Origin of the sequence: Turicibacter bilis, from assembly GCF_024499055.1 — a bacterium.
Lineage (GTDB): Bacteria > Bacillota_I > Bacilli_A > MOL361 > Turicibacteraceae > Turicibacter > Turicibacter bilis.
Map to the genome: position 1 here is coordinate 1553791 of NZ_CP071249.1, position 18710 is coordinate 1572500.

Annotated in this window: 15 protein-coding genes, 20 tRNA genes and 2 rRNA genes (1 of these 37 running past the window's edge); 6 read left to right on the forward strand and 31 right to left on the reverse strand. The window is 38.7% G+C overall.

Annotation, left to right across the window (positions count from 1 at the left end; genetic code table 11):
• Nucleotides 1-15: 15 nt before the first annotated feature.
• On the reverse strand, nt 16-645 hold the full coding sequence (gene tmk / locus J0J69_RS07450) for a dTMP kinase (RefSeq protein WP_055275228.1): 630 nt from the start codon (nt 643-645) through the stop codon (nt 16-18).
• Between the two features lie 153 nt (nt 646-798).
• Between tmk and J0J69_RS07455 the strand changes: the two genes are divergently transcribed.
• Nucleotides 799-1785, forward strand: coding sequence for a metal ABC transporter solute-binding protein, Zn/Mn family (locus J0J69_RS07455; RefSeq protein WP_212726185.1), 987 nt, complete (start codon nt 799-801; stop codon nt 1783-1785).
• Nucleotides 1786-2147: 362 nt separating this feature from the next.
• On the opposite strand, the gene J0J69_RS07460 is transcribed toward J0J69_RS07455, so the two are convergent.
• The 6 genes from J0J69_RS07460 to J0J69_RS07485 all read right to left on the reverse strand — a co-directional run bounded on the left by J0J69_RS07460 (nt 2148) and on the right by J0J69_RS07485 (nt 6297).
• Complete coding sequence (locus tag J0J69_RS07460; protein WP_055243379.1) at nt 2148-2486, reverse strand: YolD-like family protein; 339 nt, start codon at nt 2484-2486, stop codon at nt 2148-2150.
• 169 nt (nt 2487-2655) lie between these two features.
• Complete coding sequence (truA, locus tag J0J69_RS07465; protein WP_212726184.1) at nt 2656-3423, reverse strand: tRNA pseudouridine(38-40) synthase TruA; 768 nt, start codon at nt 3421-3423, stop codon at nt 2656-2658.
• A gap of 11 nt (nt 3424-3434) precedes the next feature.
• The gene (locus tag J0J69_RS07470) at nt 3435-4223 is read right to left on the reverse strand and encodes an energy-coupling factor transporter transmembrane component T family protein (protein WP_212726183.1); all 789 of its coding nucleotides are present in this window, start codon (nt 4221-4223) and stop codon (nt 3435-3437) included.
• 3 nt (nt 4224-4226) lie between these two features.
• Complete coding sequence (locus J0J69_RS07475; RefSeq protein ID WP_055275233.1) at nt 4227-5087, reverse strand: energy-coupling factor ABC transporter ATP-binding protein; 861 nt, start codon at nt 5085-5087, stop codon at nt 4227-4229.
• Nucleotides 5063-5884 (reverse strand): energy-coupling factor transporter ATPase, encoded by an 822-nt coding sequence (locus J0J69_RS07480; protein ID WP_082411189.1) that lies wholly within the window; start codon nt 5882-5884, stop codon nt 5063-5065. The genes J0J69_RS07475 and J0J69_RS07480 overlap by 25 nt, the downstream gene beginning before the upstream one ends.
• Before the next feature lie 47 nt (nt 5885-5931).
• Nucleotides 5932-6297, reverse strand: a complete 366-nt coding sequence (locus J0J69_RS07485) for a NusG domain II-containing protein (protein ID WP_055275240.1) — start codon at nt 6295-6297, stop codon at nt 5932-5934.
• 216 nt (nt 6298-6513) lie between these two features.
• Here J0J69_RS07485 and J0J69_RS07490 point away from each other — a divergent pair, with 216 nt between their 5' ends.
• On the forward strand, nt 6514-8178 hold the full coding sequence (locus J0J69_RS07490) for an ABC transporter ATP-binding protein (protein WP_256637953.1): 1665 nt from the start codon (nt 6514-6516) through the stop codon (nt 8176-8178).
• 180 nt (nt 8179-8358) lie between these two features.
• On the opposite strand, the gene J0J69_RS07495 is transcribed toward J0J69_RS07490, so the two are convergent.
• Together J0J69_RS07495 and ahpC are read right to left on the reverse strand one after the other, a co-directional pair.
• Entirely contained in the window at nt 8359-9975 is a 1617-nt protein-coding gene (locus J0J69_RS07495) for an IS1182 family transposase (protein ID WP_256637850.1), read from the reverse strand.
• Between the two features lie 116 nt (nt 9976-10091).
• Entirely contained in the window at nt 10092-10655 is a 564-nt protein-coding gene (ahpC, locus tag J0J69_RS07500) for an alkyl hydroperoxide reductase subunit C (protein WP_055275244.1), read from the reverse strand.
• Between the two features lie 901 nt (nt 10656-11556).
• Between ahpC and J0J69_RS07505 the strand changes: the two genes are divergently transcribed.
• The 4 genes from J0J69_RS07505 (at nt 11557) to J0J69_RS07520 (ending at nt 15308) form a co-directional block, all read left to right on the forward strand.
• Complete coding sequence (locus J0J69_RS07505) at nt 11557-11997, forward strand: transposase family protein (RefSeq protein ID WP_256637851.1); 441 nt, start codon at nt 11557-11559, stop codon at nt 11995-11997.
• Between the two features lie 75 nt (nt 11998-12072).
• Nucleotides 12073-13656, forward strand: coding sequence for an IS21 family transposase (gene istA, locus J0J69_RS07510; protein ID WP_256637852.1), 1584 nt, complete (start codon nt 12073-12075; stop codon nt 13654-13656).
• Nucleotides 13644-14396, forward strand: a complete 753-nt coding sequence (gene istB, locus J0J69_RS07515; RefSeq protein WP_055243484.1) for an IS21-like element helper ATPase IstB — start codon at nt 13644-13646, stop codon at nt 14394-14396. The genes istA and istB overlap by 13 nt, the downstream gene beginning before the upstream one ends.
• A 54-nt stretch (nt 14397-14450) precedes the next feature.
• Nucleotides 14451-15308, forward strand: a complete 858-nt coding sequence (locus J0J69_RS07520) for an ISL3 family transposase (protein WP_256637954.1) — start codon at nt 14451-14453, stop codon at nt 15306-15308.
• Nucleotides 15309-15593: 285 nt separating this feature from the next.
• Here the strand turns inward: J0J69_RS07520 and J0J69_RS07525 are convergent.
• The 22 genes from J0J69_RS07525 to J0J69_RS07630 form a co-directional block, all read right to left on the reverse strand.
• Nucleotides 15594-15677, reverse strand: a tRNA-Leu gene (locus J0J69_RS07525).
• Nucleotides 15678-15685: 8 nt separating this feature from the next.
• Nucleotides 15686-15761: transfer RNA gene (locus J0J69_RS07530), tRNA-Lys, on the reverse strand.
• A gap of 7 nt (nt 15762-15768) precedes the next feature.
• Nucleotides 15769-15844: transfer RNA gene (locus J0J69_RS07535), tRNA-Val, on the reverse strand.
• A 6-nt stretch (nt 15845-15850) separates the two neighbouring features.
• A tRNA-Phe gene (locus tag J0J69_RS07540) sits at nt 15851-15926 on the reverse strand.
• A gap of 10 nt (nt 15927-15936) precedes the next feature.
• Nucleotides 15937-16012: transfer RNA gene (locus J0J69_RS07545), tRNA-Asp, on the reverse strand.
• 3 nt (nt 16013-16015) lie between these two features.
• Nucleotides 16016-16091: transfer RNA gene (locus tag J0J69_RS07550), tRNA-Met, on the reverse strand.
• A 21-nt stretch (nt 16092-16112) separates the two neighbouring features.
• A tRNA-Ser gene (locus J0J69_RS07555) sits at nt 16113-16205 on the reverse strand.
• A 20-nt stretch (nt 16206-16225) separates the two neighbouring features.
• Nucleotides 16226-16302: transfer RNA gene (locus tag J0J69_RS07560), tRNA-Ile, on the reverse strand.
• A 10-nt stretch (nt 16303-16312) separates the two neighbouring features.
• A tRNA-Met gene (locus tag J0J69_RS07565) sits at nt 16313-16389 on the reverse strand.
• Between the two features lie 27 nt (nt 16390-16416).
• Nucleotides 16417-16492: transfer RNA gene (locus J0J69_RS07570), tRNA-Ala, on the reverse strand.
• A gap of 16 nt (nt 16493-16508) precedes the next feature.
• Nucleotides 16509-16585 (reverse strand) — tRNA-Pro (locus tag J0J69_RS07575).
• A gap of 8 nt (nt 16586-16593) precedes the next feature.
• Nucleotides 16594-16670, reverse strand: a tRNA-Arg gene (locus J0J69_RS07580).
• Nucleotides 16671-16678: 8 nt separating this feature from the next.
• Nucleotides 16679-16767, reverse strand: a tRNA-Leu gene (locus J0J69_RS07585).
• Between the two features lie 39 nt (nt 16768-16806).
• Nucleotides 16807-16882 (reverse strand) — tRNA-Lys (locus J0J69_RS07590).
• Nucleotides 16883-16887: 5 nt separating this feature from the next.
• A tRNA-Gln gene (locus tag J0J69_RS07595) sits at nt 16888-16962 on the reverse strand.
• A gap of 9 nt (nt 16963-16971) precedes the next feature.
• Nucleotides 16972-17056: transfer RNA gene (locus J0J69_RS07600), tRNA-Tyr, on the reverse strand.
• A gap of 3 nt (nt 17057-17059) precedes the next feature.
• Nucleotides 17060-17135, reverse strand: a tRNA-Thr gene (locus J0J69_RS07605).
• Between the two features lie 13 nt (nt 17136-17148).
• Nucleotides 17149-17224: transfer RNA gene (locus tag J0J69_RS07610), tRNA-Val, on the reverse strand.
• Nucleotides 17225-17230: 6 nt separating this feature from the next.
• Nucleotides 17231-17307, reverse strand: a tRNA-Glu gene (locus tag J0J69_RS07615).
• A gap of 13 nt (nt 17308-17320) precedes the next feature.
• A tRNA-Asn gene (locus tag J0J69_RS07620) sits at nt 17321-17397 on the reverse strand.
• A gap of 12 nt (nt 17398-17409) precedes the next feature.
• A 5S ribosomal RNA gene (gene rrf / locus J0J69_RS07625) occupies nt 17410-17518 on the reverse strand.
• 52 nt (nt 17519-17570) lie between these two features.
• Nucleotides 17571-18710: ribosomal RNA gene (locus J0J69_RS07630) — 23S ribosomal RNA — on the reverse strand (it continues 1751 nt past the right edge of the window).

Consider the following 18710-nt stretch of genomic DNA (forward strand, 5'->3'; position numbering starts at 1 on the left):
TCAAATCCATCTTGCTTATTTATTCAACTTACTTAAAATTAATGCACAAACCTCATCTGTCAATGCCTCAACAGACTTTGTCGCATCCACAGAAACAATACGCTCTGGATTCATTTTTGCTTGCTTTTTATATCCTTCATAAACTAACTCATGGAAGGCTAATCCCTCTAAATCTAAACGATTTACCTCACGAGAATCATTCGCTGCAATACGAGCTAACCCAATTTCAGGCTTAATATCAAAAAAGATTGTTAAATCCGGCATAAACCCTTCAATCGCGAACTGATTAATCTCACGAACTTCATCCATCCCAATGCCACGAGCATAACCTTGATACACAATTGAACTATCCACAAAGCGATCGCATAACACAATACGACCTTCATCCATAGCCGGTTTCACCTTCTCAACTAAATGTTGACGACGGGCAGCAGCGTAAAGTAAAGCTTCCGTACGACAATCCATCTCCGTATGATCACGATCTAAAATGACCTCACGAATTTTCTCAGCAATCTTAATCCCACCCGGTTCACGTGTATATAACGTCTCGATTCCAAGTGTTGATAACTTATCGATTACCGCATTCGCAATCGTCGTCTTTCCGGCACCTTCTCCGCCTTCTAGTGTAATAAATAATCCACTCATCGTCTAAACTCCTTTATCAAAAAATCAAATATCAAACAACATTATCTCACAAATACCCCCTATTTTAAAGAAATTTATCTCCACCTCATTATGGATTAAAAAGCATTGTATTGGAAAAAATATAACCATCCTACGATAAGGAGTTTTAACAACATGATGAAAAAATATCTTATTTTCCTACTTTGTATCATCACCTTAGGATGTACTCACACAACTAACGAAAACAAAACGACGTCTACCCTCAAAGTAGCCACAACCATTTACCCATTAACCTATTTTACCCAGCAAATTGGAGGTCAATACGTCAACACAACCCAACTAGTACAAGACGAAGCTGATATCCACAACTATAAGCTCACGGTAAACGCCTTAAACACTGCTCAAAAATCAGACTTAGTCATTTACATCGATCCAACCCTCGAACCTTATACCCTCGACCTTACCTCTATTATTGACGAGCAACATATTCCTTCAATTAATATGTTAACCGAAGTAAAAAAACAAACAGCCCCCGAAATTGGACAAGGACAAACCCTCATTAGTGGAACACTCACCGTCGAAGAATCATCTGGACACTCCCAAGCTATCCCACAACATAAAGATGGTCGCTCAGAACAAACCTTGTCTAAAGTATATAACCATCTTTGGCTACATCCATCGTATGCTATCATCATGTGTGAAGTCATCAAAAATGAACTCACCGCATTTCGACCAGAATACGAAGCTATCTTCCAAGCAAACTACAATCAATTAAAGGAAAAACTCCTCACACTCAATCAAGCCTTCGAAAGCTTAAGTGATGCTCCAAACAAATATTTCATCACGACACATGACGCGTTCTCTACATGGCAAAGTTATGGACTCATTCAAATCCCCATCCTAGACTATTATGAAAACAAACTCCCACAACAAGACCTTCAGCAGCTCATCAATACCTCGCTAACATTAAACCTATACTACCTTTTCCAAGAACCTAACATCGACTCAAGCATCATCGAACAAATCCAAAACAGTCTTAACCTAGAAAGCATCCCCCTCTATACCCTCGCCACCCTCACCGAAGAACAAATCCAAAACGGTGACGACTACTTTAGCATCATGTACGAAAACATCAATCATTTAAAACGTGAACTCTATTAAGAAGGATAAAACATAAAAACTATATCATCGCTTCATTCATTCATCATAGTCAAACTTTAAAATTCCCCTATCTATTAAAGAAACATTTATCTACATAGACGGGGGGCGGCCCTATGTGTGGATAACAGATACCATCTCAATAATAGATTGAGTCACGTAGCATCGGGAAGCTATGGGTAATAAAAAAAATAGGAGACAAATCATTAGAAAATTTATTTATGAGAGAAAGATCGGTTAGCCCTCTTTCTCTGTAATGCCCATTATAGAATTTTCTTCAACGATGATGTCTCCTCCTAATTATTATCTGTACATAACAAAAAAAGAGCCATCAACCGATGACTCTTTTCTTTACTCTATAAAAACTATTCTTCTTCAATTTTAACGTCAACAATTTGACTAAAAACTACACGCTTTAAAGTTGAATCTGTGATAACTAAAAGTTGTTCATAATGTTCGTCATAATGAGAAATTGTCCCTGAAACTACAAAAGACTCACCATTTTCATCAGCCACTGTCAGCTGAACTGGCAATTTATCATCAAACGCACGCTTTAATCCTTTATACCCTGAAGTTTCTTTGTTCGTAATCACTTGTGTATATTTCGAAAGATCCTCAAGATTTAAAGCGTCATTAGGTTGAATCATGCTTTGTGTCGGTTGATCTTGTCGACTGAATAATTTATTTATGAATTTTAGTGCCATATTTGCCTCCTGTATAATTCAACAAATAACTCGTTGCTCCCCTTATTTCACCCTATCTACTATAAATTATAACATAAACTCTTTGATAAACAAACAAAGACCTTATAATTATATTTTCATTTTTTACCTCTCCATCACCTTGAAAGACAACATCTGACAAATATCAATTTTACTCCTCGATATCCGTCAAAGGTTTCAATAATTCCTCTGGATAATCGACACGCTGTAAATAAAGCCCCTGTGGTTTAGCCGTATGTCCTGCTAAACGACGATCCCTCATTTCAAGGATTTTTTTAATATCTTCTGGTTGTTTACGCCCTTCACCGACCTGAATGAGCGTCCCAACCATAATACGAATCATATATCGTAAAAATCCATTTCCAACAAAAATAAATGTTAACTCACCCTCTTCATCAAGCAACTCCGCCCGATAAATCGTACGCTCTTTATTGATCTCATCTAAGTTCCCACAAAACGATGTAAAATCATGCGTTCCTAATAAATACGTCATCGCCTCACGCATCTTCGCCACATCCAACGGACGACGATGATAATAAACATAATGACGCTTCATGGGATTATACGTATTTAATGACAACTTATAGCGATACTCTTTAATCTTACCATGATAGCGCGAATGAAACTCAGGATGAACCTCATGGCTATCTAAAACATAAATATCCTCTGGTAACATCGAATTGAGCGCCCTAACATAACGCGTTCCATCCATATTAACCTCACTATCAAAATGAAATACCTGTCCATAAGCATGAACACCTGTATCCGTACGTCCTGAACTATGAATCGTAATCGGTACCTTACAAATCTTCTCTAATGCTGCCTCAATCTCACCTTGAACCGTACGCTGTCCTGGCTGACGCTGATAACCATTAAATAACGTTCCATCATACGCCACCGTACACTTAATTCTTTTCATAATTCGCCACCTTAAAAAATAATTGCCCCAATAAATAGAGCCCCACAAACTAAAACAAGCACCGTATCTGATACTTTCCAATTTAAACGATTAATACTCGTTCTCAAACGCCCCGGCACATAACCACGAACCTCCATCGCATTCGCCAACTCATCGGCACGTTTGAAGGATAAAATGAATAAAGGTACAAGCAGAGAAATCAGTTGCATCACCTTATCTTTAAATTTTCCTTCACTAATATCCACACCACGTGACGCCTGCGCCTTTAAAATCTTTTGAGTCTCCTCGAATAACGTTGGAATAAATCGCAGTGCAATTGAAATCATCAAGGCTAACTCAGATACAGGGAATCCGATCTTCTTTAAAGGCTTAAATAATGACTCCAGTGCTAACGTTAAATCAGACGGCTTCGTCGTCAACGTTAGAAGTGTTGAAATCAACACAACAATGATTAATCGGATACTCATAAAGAATCCTAAATTTAAGCCTTCATCATAAATTTCAATCGGTCCTAAACTAAAAATAACCTGGCCTTGCCTATTAAAAATTATTTGCAAAACAAACGTTAAAATTACAAAGAAAAACACAGGTTTTAAACTTCTCATAAAATAATTCAATGGAATTTTCGTTAACGTCATGGCGACTAACTCCGCTACAATTAACAACCCCATGAATAACCAACTATCAATCAAAAAGCTTGCCACCACGAATAATGACGTCGCCACAAGCTTAGCACGTGGATCTAGTCGATGCCAAAATGATTGACCTGGTAAGTATTGACCAATAACAATCCCATTCACCAACTATCGCCTCCCTACTAAAGCTTCAATCTGACTAACAAACTCGTCTGTCGTTAACGGCAGTTTATCCACAGATAATCCGACTTTTTTCGCTAACTGATGATAATTTTGTGCGGCAATCGGCAATGTAATTCCACACTCTTTTAATGCTTCAACTTCTTTGAACACTTGTTGTGGTGTTCCTTTTAACTTCATGACACCACGATGCATCACAATCATTTCCTCAGCATACTCTGCCACTAAATTCATATCGTGCGTCACTAACACAATCGTTTTTCCATACTGCTTATGTAATATATTGAACATTTCCATCATTTCATGTTGACCTTGAGGATCAAGACCTGCTGTTGGTTCATCTAACACTAACACATCTGGATTCATCGCTAAAATACCTGCAATTGCGACACGGCGCATCTGCCCACCACTTAAATTAAATGGTGAATGCTCTAAAATAGATTCATTTAATCCGACCATCTGAATGACATCACGTGCTCGCTGATGTGCCTCGTCTTCAGACACACCATAGTTCATCGGTCCAAACATAATATCCTTCTCAACCGTCTCTTCAAATAATTGATATTCCGGAAACTGAAAAACTAATCCAACATGCTGACGAACTTCTTTTAACCCTTTATTTTTCTCATCTGATTTAATGACTTTCTCACCAATCGTAATACTTCCGCTACTTGGCTTTAATAACCCATTCATATGCTGAATAAGCGTTGACTTTCCAGACCCCGTATGTCCAACAACCGACAAAAACTGTCCTTCTTTAATCTCAAAATTAATATCATAAAGTGCACGCTGTTCCATCGGAGTATTGGCATTATAAACATGATTTACTGATTCAAATTTAATTTGCATAACTCACCCATCAACTCCTCATCACTTGTACAAATCTCACTTAAAATCCCTTTTTGCTTTAAATCATACGACGCTTTTACCGCAAACGGAACATCTAGCTTCACTGATTCTAACAATTCCTTCTCTGCAAAGACCTCTTTCGGCGTTCCTTCTAAAATAATTTGACCGGCATTCATCACAACAATACGATCACTCTTCACTGCCTCATCTAAATGATGCGTAATCATAATAATCGTCTTATCCTCATCTTGCGCCAATTCATGAACAAGCTCCATCATATTTTCACGCCCTTGTGGATCTAACATGGCTGTCGCTTCATCTAAAATAATAATTTTAGCACCTAAAGCTAATACCCCAGCAATGGCCACGCGTTGCTTCTCACCACCACTTAAATGATGTGGCTCACGATCTAAAAACTGCTTCATCCCCACCTTCGTCGCATACTCCTCGACCAGGCGGTTCATTTCTTCATACGATACGCACTTATTTTCAAGACCAAATGCAATATCGTCGCGCACAGTACTTCCAACGAACTGATTATCAGGATTTTGAAAAACAATCCCAATTTTTTGTCTAATCTCAAACACTGTTTCTTCATTTAATGGCTGACCATCTACAACAATCTTCCCAGCCTGAGCTTCTATTAAACCAACTAATAACTTTGATAACGTCGACTTCCCAGAACCATTATGTCCTAAAATTGTGACAAACTCACCTTGATTAATCTTTAAACTATAATCTTTTAAAACCGTCTGACCTTCATCATAACCAAACGTCACATTTTCTAATCGAATCATCTCTGACACCGAGCTCCACCACCCTATATATTTTAATTCATAACGACTTAAATAGCCATTCCATCTAAATCAGCATCTGCACTTCCAACAATCTCAATCACTAAATAATGAGGTGCACAAATAATACTTTGTCCCACCTTACTAATTGTCCCTACTTCAACACAATCATGATCTGGACAATCAGCCTCTTCAATATGCACACCATCTTTATCCACAATAATCTTATTATAACCTAATTGCGTCTCAATTTCGAAGACATGCTCTTGACCATCCATGTCAATACGTGCATATTCTTCCCCTTTTAATGAGATAATAACTTCTTGATTATCATTTGGTTGCATCGCAAACATCGCAAGTAAAAACCCACTAATCGCAACGACAGCAATAATAATATATACATCAAAACGCTTCATCTACTACATCCTCCAAAACTAATCTAGGTGATTTTCATACATCTAACATTATAACAAGATTATTAATTAATTGTCATGAAAATCCGACGATAACCACACAAAAACATTGGAAAAATTTTGTATATTTGATAAACTGAATAAAATAAAGGAGTGAAAATTATGTTCAAAAAATTTATATCTTATTATCGAAACCACTTAGGACTATTTCTAATCGATATGGCTGCCGCACTCATCATGGCAGGAATTGATTTAATCTATCCATCATTCACAAGAACATTTATGAATGACTACATTCCCAACCGTAATGTGAGTGCCATGATCAACATCAGCCTCTTCTTACTAATTCTATTTATCATTCGATTGATTTGTTCACACATTGTCAACTACTGGGGGCACATCATGGGAGCTCGAATGGAATTTGACATGAGACAAGACCTCTTCAAAAAGTTCCAAACCTTAAACTTCAGCTACTATGACGAAAACAAAACCGGTGTCATCATGTCACGCCTTGTTGGCGATCTACGTGACATCACCGAGCTCGCCCATCACGGTCCAGAAGATATCTTCATCTCTGCTATCATGATCATCGGAAGCTTTATCATCCTATTTAACATCAATGCCCTCTTTACCCTCTTAATCTTTCCAATCATTCTCTTAATTATTATCTTCTCTCTCTGGAGACGCAATGCTATGATGATTGGATTCCGTCGAACAAGACAAACCCAGGGAGAAATCACCGCTCAAATCGAAAGTAGCATCGGCGGCATTCGTCTAACAAAATCATTCGCTAATGAAAAATACGAATATGAAAAATTCACCGAAAACAATGAACAATACGCTGACTCGTGGAAAAATGCTCTTTTCCAAATGTCAGTCTTTCAAAGTGGAAACAACTTTTTAATTGATATCCTAAACTTGGCTCTTCTGATTATCGGTGGTCTCCTCGTAGCTAAAGGCACTATTACACTAGGAGACTTCACAGCATTCCTACTATACGTTAACTTCTTGATTAAACCAATCCAACGCCTCATCAACTTCATGCAACAATTCCAAACTGGATGGGCAGGCTTTGAACGTTTCTATGAAATTATGCTTCTAGAACCAAAAATTAAAACAGAGCCGCAAGCTATTACATTAGAAAATCCAAAAGGAAAAATCACCTTCAATCACGTCAACTTCAAATACGATGCCAACGATGAACACGTCCTTACCGACTTCAACATCACCATCGAACCAGGCAAAAAAATCGCCCTCGTAGGAGAATCCGGTGTTGGAAAATCTACCATCTCTTTACTAATCCCAAGATTCTACGACGTCACATCAGGTGAAATACTCATCGATGATACCAATATCAAAAACTATGACTTACACACATTACGCAAAAACATCGGACACGTGCAACAAGACGTCTATATCTTCTACGGAAACATCCGCGACAACATCCTCTATGGAAACCCAGATGCGACCGAAGAACAAATGATCGCCGCCGCTAAAAAAGCACGCATCCATGATTTCATCATGTCCCTCGAAAACGGATACGACACTACAGTAGGTGAACGCGGCGTTAAACTATCCGGAGGTCAAAAACAACGTATTGCCATTGCACGCGTCTTCTTAAAAAATCCAGCTATCTTAATCTTAGATGAAGCCACATCAGCGCTAGATAACATCACTGAAATGCTAATTCAAGAAGCACTAGATGAATTGACAGTCGGTCGAACAACCATTATTATTGCACATCGCCTAAGCACAGTTAAAAAAGCAGATGAAATTCTAGTCTTAACACGACAAGGAATCTCTGAACGTGGATCTCACAAAGAATTAATCAAAGCCAATGGATACTACGCTGAACTATACGAATCACAATTTAAAAACCTATAATAAAGGGGCTGTATCAAAATGACTAAAACTTCATAGTCATGGAGCTACATGCTCCTTTTTTTGGCTATTCATCGTAAAAAAATTAGGCCCTGGATTGAATTTTATGGATTGAATTTATTTTTGAGTACGATGAAAAGAAGGACGTTTCTTTCCTTCAAAATGACCGTATATTCTGATTTTTTAAGCCACTTTTTGTGTATGGAGTTGTTGCCCGCAACGATTGTTTTGGATTTTGTTATGTAATTTTTGTACATTATATCCAAAACATAGAAGCAACATTTCTACTGTGACATGAACTTTTCCGCGGGTTAAAAATTTTCTGAAGCCGTAATCTTGTTTTAACACGCCAAAAGCACCTTCAACTTGAATGGAGCGATTCTTTCTTAAAATAATCCCTTCTTCACTTTGGATATTTTCAAGTGACTCTGTTCTTAGCGAAAGCATTTTTTTAGACACTTCTATTCGTTTATGGTTTCCTTCTTTCGCTTTTGTACATTTGGAACGCAAGGGACAATCTTGGCAAGTTTCACATTCATAAATCGTGACTTCTTTTCGATATCCCGTCCGACTTTCTCGACTTTTAACTTCGATCGGTTTTAACACTCTTCCATTGGCACACGTATAGGTATCTGTGAGTTCATCATATGCCATGTTTTCTCGTTTCCCCAGTTGAGCTTTATATTTTCTTGTTTTTGAGGCTTCATAGTTGAGAGGCTTAATGAAAACTTTTTGATGGTTCTCCTTCAAATAAGCATAATTTTCTTCACTTTCATAACCTGCATCTGCGATCACCCGTTCAAATGTGTTAGATAATCGAGATTCCATGGATGTCAGAAAGGGAATCAAAGTCGTGACATCATTGGCCGAACTAAAGATTCCAACATGCACAATATACTCCGCTTCAACGCCAATTTGGACATTATATCCTGGTTTTAATTGACCATTTTTCATGTGATCGTCTTTCATTCTCATAAAAGTGGCATCAACATCCGTTTTTGAACAACTTGAACGATGCTCGCCAATCCTTTCTTGATACGTCAAATACATGTTCTGTTTTTCAATATAATCCTCGAGTGCTTCCACTTGACGTTGGAGAACGGTTTTTCTCTTTCCTTTTCCAGAAACAAATTCAATGGATTGTTCAATCACTCGTTGTTTCAAATTCATTAAACAAGATTCTAAAACATCTAAGGGTTGATTCGAATTGAACTGATACGTTGTTAGATACATTTCGTTGATTTGTTGAAGCAGTTTTTCAATTTTTGTATGAAGTTTAGATTCATTTTTAGTGACTGATTTTAACCAAACAAAGGAATAACGATTGGCATTCGCTTCAATTTTTGTTCCATCAATAAATAGGTTTTTAAAATGAATTTCATCTAAGGCGTGAAGACGCTCAATCCATTGATCAAATAAATCTTCCATGACACCATCGCTTAAATGATGTTTTCTAAATCGATTAATCGTATGATGGCTAGGCGCGGGATAACCGTTTAACAACCAGATAAAATGAATATCCCGTTGACAAAGTCGCTGAATTTCTCGCGAAGAGAAAGCGCGATTCATATACGCGTAAACTAAAATCTTAAACATAATAACCGGTGGTACGACAGAATTTCTCCCTTTATCAGAGTAAGTGCTTAATAATTTTTTATCATCTAATCCCTCCAATAATTGATTAAGCAAACGTACAGGGTCATGAGGTGCAATATAAACTTGAATATCCATCGTTAAAGAGAGTTGATATCCAGCTGAATAAGTTGTATAATCTTGAGGTATATTTTCTTTTTTTAGCATAAAAAAAGTATACAAAAAAGCAGTCCCGAATGGGACTGCCTTTTTTTGTAAACTGTAGTTTTTTAATTCAAAGGGCCATCTATTTTGAGACAGCCCCTTTATTTATAAATTATATCTTATAATTTCCCTACTAAGTCTAAGCTTGGTGTTAAAGTTTCAGCACCTGGTTGCCATTTAGCTGGACACACTTGATCTCCGTGCTCAGCAACGAATTGTGCAGCTTGAACTTTACGTAATAATTCCTCAGCATTACGTCCGATTCCATTATCATGGATTTCATATGCTTTAATAACACCTTCTGGATTTACAACAAAACTTCCACGTAATGCTAAACCTTCTTCTTCAATCATAACTTCGAAGTTACGAGTTAAAGTACCAGTTGGGTCAGCTAACATTGGGTATTTGATTTTTCCGATTGTTTCAGAAGCATCAGCCCATGCTTTGTGTACGAAGTGAGTATCTGTAGATACTGAGTATACTTCACATCCCATTTCTTGGAATTTAGCGTAGTTATCTGCTAAGTCACCTAATTCAGTTGGGCAAACAAATGTGAAATCTGCTGGATAGAAGAAAAATACAGACCATTTTCCTTTGATTGATTCAGAAGTAACTTCTTTGAATTCTCCATTGTGGTACGCTTGTACAGCGAATTCTTTAACTTGAGTGTTAATTAAAGACATTATTATTTCCTCCCTTAAATTATAGTAATCATTACTGATATTGTTATTATATATTTGTTTCCTGATAAAGTCAACAGAAATAACTCAAAAAAATTCTCTTTTTTAAAATATAAATAATCAATACAATTGTATGAAATACTTCAAATGAAATTTTCCTCCCAACACATTTATGTGACCATATACTATTTATTCTCTTATTTATGCCGATCCTATTTCTTTAAAAAAGTACAGCATTATCATTTCCATTACACTTCTTTATTAATCTTTAAATCCCCCTATATATAATTAATTTGATTTATTAATCACTGACTTCGACTCTCTACTCTATCCATACCTTAAAGGCATTACATCTCAATTTCATTCCCTAGTAGTAGAAAACCTTTACTTCGCAAGCTAAATGATTCATATTAATACTTATAATCCAAAGTCGGAAATTAAATTGCCATATAAAATCATTCTATCACATAATTTACAAAAAATGGTTTAATCTATATCTTTCATTCAAAACTTTCATAAAATTTTTCATATAAACAATTTACATTACTTAAATTAGCAACCACACTTTTCAACAATAAAAAAGAGGATTTAATCGAATAGCAAGGGTCGATTAAATCCTCAATAATGGATAGACTAAAATCAAGAAGATGATTAATAAAAGAGAGTCTTATTTTTTAAAAATTATACAATAGAATCTCGTATATTTATAATAAAGACCTTTTGCATAAGACTTGTCTAAACTAAAACTATATCACTATTATCTATAATGGTTCTATAATATTTGGTGTGGGTGACTCCCACACCTCTTTTATTTGAAGTAAAAAATAAGTACAAAAAAAAGAGACATTATGTCCCAAATTCTATACCATGTAATTGACCAAAAAAACACGAAAGGATTGGAATAATGTCTCATACTCATTGTATCTCAACTTTACTTGATTTAAAAGATAAAACAATCACTTTTCCAGAAGATTGGATGAAAGAAGTGATGATTAACGTGGTTCGTTCAAAACTTATCTCAGGAATCTTGTCTTTTCAGCCTACCCATTGTTATCAGTGTGGCCATATTTTTGATTCAAACATTATTAAACACGGCTTCAAAACCTCTCGTATTAAGATGATGAAACTCTCTGGCTTTGATACCTATCTCGATTTAAAAAAGCAACGCTATAAATGCCGTCATTGTGATCGTACCTTTACGCTTAAAACCTCTCTCGTAGAATCTAATTGTTACCTTTCTAATCCCCTTAAACAAGCCATTTTCCTAGAGGCTAGCCATAAAAAATCCGAGTCAGATATTGCCCGTGAACTCAACGTATCCCATTCAACGGTCAATTGTTTATAGTATTCTAATAATTAACAGGGATGCATTTGAAAAGTTAACATCTCTTTTGTAAAATTATCCATATCAACTAGAGATATGGAGGAGATAGGAGTGCTAACTTTGGAGAAGAAAGAAAAAATGATTCGTTTATATCTAAAAGGTCTATCTTATACCGACATTGCTAAAGAGATAGGAATGACTCGACAAACGGTTAGTAAATATATTAAGCAATATGAGAAGGATCAACAAGAATTAGAATTAGCTACGACCGCTGAAGAAAAAGAACAGATTATTATCCGTTCATCTGCTAAGCCTAAGTACGATAGTAGTAAACGTCAACGTATTAAATTAACACCTGATGTTGAGTCAATGATTGATTCTTGCTTAGAAGAAAATAAACAAAAGATTCAACAGGGGAAACGGAAACTCATCATGAAAAATACAGATATTTATGAATGGCTGATTTCGAAAAATATTGATATTAGCTATCGTTCAGTTTGTGCTTATGTTTCTAAACAAGCCCAACGTTCAAAAGAGGCATTTATTAGGCAAGTTTATGAGCCTGGACAAGTGGCTGAATTTGATTGGGGAGATGTTACTCTTTATATTGAGGAATTGGGTGCTGAGCGACGATTTAAAATTGGAGTGTTTGACTTAAAATATAGTGATAAGAGATTTGCTTACCTTTATTCACATGAAAATACGGAAGCTTTTCTTGATATTCACACTCGCTTCTTTGAAGAAATCAAAGGGGTTCCGACTGAAATCGTCTATGACAATGCACGTGTTCAAGTGAAACATCTAGCTGGTAGAGAAAAACAACCCACTGAGGTGGTTAAAAAATTAATGAATTATTACGGTTATATTCCCCGATACACCAATCCTTACAGTGGTCATGAAAAAGGTCATGTGGAGCGTTCTGTTGAATTAATTCGACGAAAAGCTTATAGTAAGTCTCACCATTTCAAAACAATTGCAGATGCTGTTACTGCACTTTTAGAAGCAACTCACCGTGAAAATCAAAAAATAAAACAACGAACGAACCAATCTGCAGAAACTGTATTTGCACAAGAACAGAAGAATTTACTTCCATATAGGTTACCCTTGGATACTTATTTAACCTCTACCTATAAAGTGAATAAATATAGTTTTATTCATGTCGATTCCAATTTTTATTCTGTTCCGGATTACTTAGTAGGAAAAGAGGTGACTGTCCGTAAAAACATTAACCAGATTAAAGTTTATTTCGATGATCGATTTTTATTTAAGGCTAACCGATTAATCGGACGTCACCAATATCATATAGATATTCATCACTATTTAGCGACATTAAAAAAGAAGCCCGGGGCAATTGCGCATAGCTTGGCTCTCAAACAAGCTACTCCCTGGCTTCAAAACATATTCCAAACTTATTATAACACAAATCCACGAGACTTTATCTATCTATTAACAATAATTGAGCAGAACTCTCTTGAAACGGTTCAGTTTGCGATTGAATCTTTAAAACGACAAGGGTTACCGATTCAAAATCATCACATCATCAATTACTTATTGAATTTAAACCCTAGTCAGTTCAATACCAAAGATTTAATTGAAGCCCCTATTGAACAAGCTTGTTATCATCAATTATCTGAAATTAGTTCAATGTATAGTCAAGGAGAAAACTCATGGATCAATTAATTAAAACTTACACCAAACATTTACGCTTACCTTATATTCATCAAAATTTGTCTTTTCATTTAGAACAAGCTCGGTTAGAAAATCAATCCTATGAAGAGTTCTTACTGAATCTTTTTCAATATGAGGTTGAACTTAGACAACAGAATGGGGTTAATACGCGTATAAGAGCTGCTAAATTTCCATATCTAAAACATTTAGAGGAATTAGAGGTCGCTGCTTTACCATTAGAGGCTCAAAAACATTATCAAACATTAAAAAGCTTAGAATTTATTGAAAAGAAACAAAATGTCATACTAGCAGGTAACCCTGGAACTGGTAAAAGTCATACGGTCATTGGACTTGGAATTAAAGCCTGTCAAGCTGGATATCATGTGTATTTTGCGCATGTTCCGACTTTAATTATTGAGTTAAAAGAAGCAAAAAATGAACGTGTCCTACAACGTTTAAAAAAGAAGTTTGATAAATATCATCTCGTTATTTTAGATGAGCTTGGTTATATCTCGTTTGATAAAGAAGGCGCAGAGCTGCTCTTTAACTTTATCTCTACTCGATGTGAAAAAGCATCAACAATGTTTACGACTAACTTGCCCTTTTCAAGATGGAATGAAATCTTCCATGATCCGATTATCACAGCGGCCATGGTTGATCGCATTACCCATCAATCTTATGTGATTAACATGAATGGAACAAGCTATCGTCTACAACAATCAAAAAAATTCTTAGAAAATCATGAAAGTTAAAAATTAAATTTCAATTAAGTTAACTTTTCACTTGCAATATACATCAATCGGATCATTCATACATCGTACGAGGAACAACCCCTTCATTTTAACTCTCTTCCAAAGGTGCTTTGTTTTGATGAGTTTAAGTCGGTCAAATCAGCGGAAGGGGCTATGTCATTCATTTTTTGTGATGCTTCTAATGGGAAGTTAATTGATATCGTTGAAGACCGTCGTCTAAGCACTTTAAAACCTTATTTCATGCGATTTTCTAAGGAGGCCCGTGAAGGTGTAACTCACGTTGTTATTGATATGTATGCTCCGTATATGACACTCATTAAAGAGGTGTTTCCCAACGCTAAGATTGTTTTAGATAAGTTTCATGTTGTTCAACTTTTATCTCGCGCCCTTAATAAAACTCGTATTCGTTTCATGAACCAAAACAAAGAGTTCTACAACAAATTCAAACATTACTGGCGCCTCTTATTAAAAGCCCAAGAGGATATCCATTCTACCCACTACTTCTATTCTAACTGTTTCAAAAAGCAGATTTCTCAACAAGAAATCATCGACTTTTTACTCGCTTTAGATCCGGAATTAAAAGCCACTTATGACTTCTATCAAACCATCAAACAGGCCATCAAACTTCGCAACTTTGATGCTTTTCATCATGCCATTCAAAACCCCTCTGACTTACTTTCACCTGAAATGAAAACAGCTTTAAAAACATTAACTAACTACCAAGATTATATCAAAAATACGATTGAAACATCTTATACCAATGGAGTGCTTGAAGGGATTAATAACAAGATTAAAGTGATTAAACGCATGGCCTTTGGATACCGTAGTTTCTATCATTTCAAAGCTAGAATTTTGATTATCCATAAGTACACCTTTGAACAAAAAAATAAAAGGAATCAAACTGCTCAATGAGCAGCTTAATCCCTCACGATTACAGGTATAAAATTTCTTCACCCACACCAGTTGACAAAGAGCCAAAAAAACTTGTAGAATAAACACTTTCAATCAAAGTATTTCTCTACAAGTTTTATAGTACCAAAGAACCTCTATAATTTGATTAGCAACATTCTGTGAAAATATCCATTAAAAAAACCAGTTCTTTAATAACTGGTTTTTTTAATATGCAATGGTATTTTTTCTCTAAAAATAAAAAAAGATAAAACTTTTAAAAATCTTACCTAAGTTTATTAAAGTAAATGGTGCGGGTGACAGGAGTTGAACCTGCACACCAAAGGTACTAGAGCCTAAATCTAGCGCGTCTGCCAATTCCGCCACACCCGCATTTAAAATGGTGTCCTGCAGAGGACTCGAACCTCTGACCCTCTGATTAAAAGTCAGATGCTCTACCAACTGAGCTAGCAGGACTTTTTTATGGTGGAGGATGACGGGCTCGAACCGCCGACCCTCTGCTTGTAAGGCAGATGCTCTCCCAGCTGAGCTAATCCTCCACTTAATGGTGGCTTGGGACGGAATCGAACCGCCGACACAAGGATTTTCAGTCCTTTGCTCTACCGACTGAGCTACCAAGCCTTTTCTAAAATGGCGGTCCAGACGGGAATCGAACCCGCGATCTCCTGCGTGACAGGCAGGCATGTTAACCGCTACACCACTGGACCTTTTGGTTGCGGGGACAGGACTTGAACCTGCGACCTTCGGGTTATGAGCCCGACGAGCTACCAACTGCTCCACCCCGCGATGTTATATTTAAATTTAATATGGCGGAGGAAGAGGGATTCGAACCCCCGCGACGCTTTCACGCCCTGTCGGTTTTCAAGACCGATCCCTTCAGCCGGACTTGGGTATTCCTCCGTATCATGATGCAAACTAACTGGTGGACCCTGTAGGACTCGAACCTACGACCGATCGGTTATGAGCCGATAGCTCTAACCAACTGAGCTAAGGGTCCGGGTCTTTCATGGTAGCGGAGGAGGGACTCGAACCCCCAACCTCACGGGTATGAACCGTACGCTCTAGCCAGTTGAGCTACTCCGCCATTTATTGTTATTTGCTAATATTCAATTGGTGGAGACTAGGGGGATCGAACCCCTGACCTCCTGCGTGCAAGGCAGGCGCTCTCCCAGCTGAGCTAAGTCCCCATGGGTATTCATTTAATGGTCGGGAAGACAGGATTCGAACCTGCGACCCCCTGGTCCCAAACCAGGTGCTCTACCAAGCTGAGCCACTTCCCGAACTTTTATGGCGCGCCCAAGAGGAGTCGAACCCCTAACCTTTTGATCCGTAGTCAAACGCTCTATCCAATTGAGCTATGGGCGCTATTTAGTTGGTGCCTAGGGCCGGAATCGAACCGGCACGGGTGTCACCACCCGCAGGATTTTAAGTCCTGTGCGTCTACCAGTTCCGCCACCCAGGCATTTCATTTATTTCAAGGCACGCGCCTATTTCTTAAAAATGGTGTCCTGCAGAGGACTCGAACCTCTGACCCTCTGATTAAAAGTCAGATGCTCTACCAACTGAGCTAGCAGGACATCATTGGCTGGGCTAGCTGGATTCGAACCAGCGCATGACGGAGTCAAAGTCCGTTGCCTTACCGCTTGGCTATAGCCCATGATTAAAGTGGTGGTGGGGGACGGATTCGAACCGCCGAACTCGGAGAGAGCGGATTTACAGTCCGCCGCGTTTAGCCACTTCGCTACCCCACCAGCTGGTGCCGGAAGCAGGACTTGAACCCGCAACCTACTGATTACAAGTCAGTTGCTCTACCAATTGAGCTATTCCGGCAGTTATTTAATTATGGTGGAGGATGACGGGCTCGAACCGCCGACCCTCTGCTTGTAAGGCAGATGCTCTCCCAGCTGAGCTAATCCTCCACTTAATGGTGACCCGTACGGGATTCGAACCCGTGTATGCATGCGTGAAAGGCATGTGTGTTAAACCGCTTCACCAACGGGCCATTAAGTAATTAATGGCGCCCCAACTAGGACTCGAACCTAGGACCCCTTGATTAACAGTCAAGTGCTCTAACCAACTGAGCTATTGAGGCAGGTTTATTTTGGCCCAGCGACGTCCTACTCTCGCACTTGCGTACTACCCTCGGCGCTAAGGAGCTTAACTTCTGTGTTCGGTATGGGAACAGGTGTGCCCTCCTTGCCATCATCACTAGACCATTGAAAGATGTTGTTAATCTTCCAAAACTAGATATCTTCTTCAGTTTCTTTGGTTAAGTCCTCGATCGATTAGTATCAGTCCGCTCCATGTGTCACCACACTTCCACTCCTGACCTATCAACCTCGTCGTCTTCAAGGGATCTTACTTCTTTCGAATGGGAAATCTCATCTTGAGGGGGGCTTCACGCTTAGATGCTTTCAGCGTTTATCCCGTCCACACGTAGCTACCCAGCTATGCTCCTGGCAGAACAACTGGTACACCAGCGGTGTGTCCATCCCGGTCCTCTCGTACTAAGGACAGCTCCTCTCAAATTTCCTACGCCCACGACGGATAGGGACCGAACTGTCTCACGACGTTCTGAACCCAGCTCGCGTACCGCTTTAATGGGCGAACAGCCCAACCCTTGGGACCGACTACAGCCCCAGGATGCGATGAGCCGACATCGAGGTGCCAAACCTCCCCGTCGATGTGAACTCTTGGGGGAGATCAGCCTGTTATCCCCGGGGTAGCTTTTATCCGTTGAGCGACGGCCCTTCCATTCGGTACCGCCGGATCACTAAGCCCGACTTTCGTCCCTGCTCGACTTGTAGGTCTCGCAGTCAAGCTCCCTTCTGCCTTTACACTCTTCGAATGATTTCCAACCATTCTGAGGGAACCTTTGGGCGCCTCCGTTACTCTTTGGGAGGCGACCGCCCCAGTCAAACTGCCCACCTGACACTGTTCCCTGACCCGATAAGGGCCACGGGTTAGAACCCCAGTGACACAAGGGTAGTATCCCAACAGCGACTCCACCAAGACTGGCGTCCTGGTTTCTTCGTCTCCTACCTATCCTGTACATGTGCCACCAGTGCTCAATATCAAGCTACAGTAAAGCTCCACGGGGTCTTTCCGTCCTGTCGCGGGTAACCTGCATCTTCACAGGTACTATGATTTCACCGAGTCTCTTGTTGAGACAGCGCCCAGATCGTTACGCCTTTCGTGCGGGTCGGAACTTACCCGACAAGGAATTTCGCTACCTTAGGACCGTTATAGTTACGGCCGCCGTTTACTGGGGCTTCAATTCAAAGCTTCGCTTGCGCTAACCTCTCCTCTTAACCTTCCAGCACCGGGCAGGCGTCAGCCCCTATACATCACCTTGCGGTTTAGCAGAGACCTGTGTTTTTGATAAACAGTCGCCTGGGCCTATTC

Coding starts and splice junctions, on each gene's coding strand:
- tmk (WP_055275228.1), bottom strand. CDS start 645: ATGAGTGGATTATTTATTACACTAGAAGGCGGAGAAGGTGCCGGAAAG.
- J0J69_RS07455 (WP_212726185.1), top strand. CDS start 799: ATGATGAAAAAATATCTTATTTTCCTACTTTGTATCATCACCTTAGGA.
- J0J69_RS07460 (WP_055243379.1), bottom strand. CDS start 2,486: ATGGCACTAAAATTCATAAATAAATTATTCAGTCGACAAGATCAACCG.
- truA (WP_212726184.1), bottom strand. CDS start 3,423: ATGAAAAGAATTAAGTGTACGGTGGCGTATGATGGAACGTTATTTAAT.
- J0J69_RS07475 (WP_055275233.1), bottom strand. CDS start 5,087: ATGCAAATTAAATTTGAATCAGTAAATCATGTTTATAATGCCAATACT.
- J0J69_RS07480 (WP_082411189.1), bottom strand. CDS start 5,884: ATGATTCGATTAGAAAATGTGACGTTTGGTTATGATGAAGGTCAGACG.
- J0J69_RS07485 (WP_055275240.1), bottom strand. CDS start 6,297: ATGAAGCGTTTTGATGTATATATTATTATTGCTGTCGTTGCGATTAGT.
- J0J69_RS07490 (WP_256637953.1), top strand. CDS start 6,514: ATGGCTGCCGCACTCATCATGGCAGGAATTGATTTAATCTATCCATCA.
- J0J69_RS07495 (WP_256637850.1), bottom strand. CDS start 9,975: ATGCTAAAAAAAGAAAATATACCTCAAGATTATACAACTTATTCAGCT.
- ahpC (WP_055275244.1), bottom strand. CDS start 10,655: ATGTCTTTAATTAACACTCAAGTTAAAGAATTCGCTGTACAAGCGTAC.
- J0J69_RS07505 (WP_256637851.1), top strand. CDS start 11,557: ATGTCTCATACTCATTGTATCTCAACTTTACTTGATTTAAAAGATAAA.
- istA (WP_256637852.1), top strand. CDS start 12,073: ATGGAGGAGATAGGAGTGCTAACTTTGGAGAAGAAAGAAAAAATGATT.
- istB (WP_055243484.1), top strand. CDS start 13,644: ATGGATCAATTAATTAAAACTTACACCAAACATTTACGCTTACCTTAT.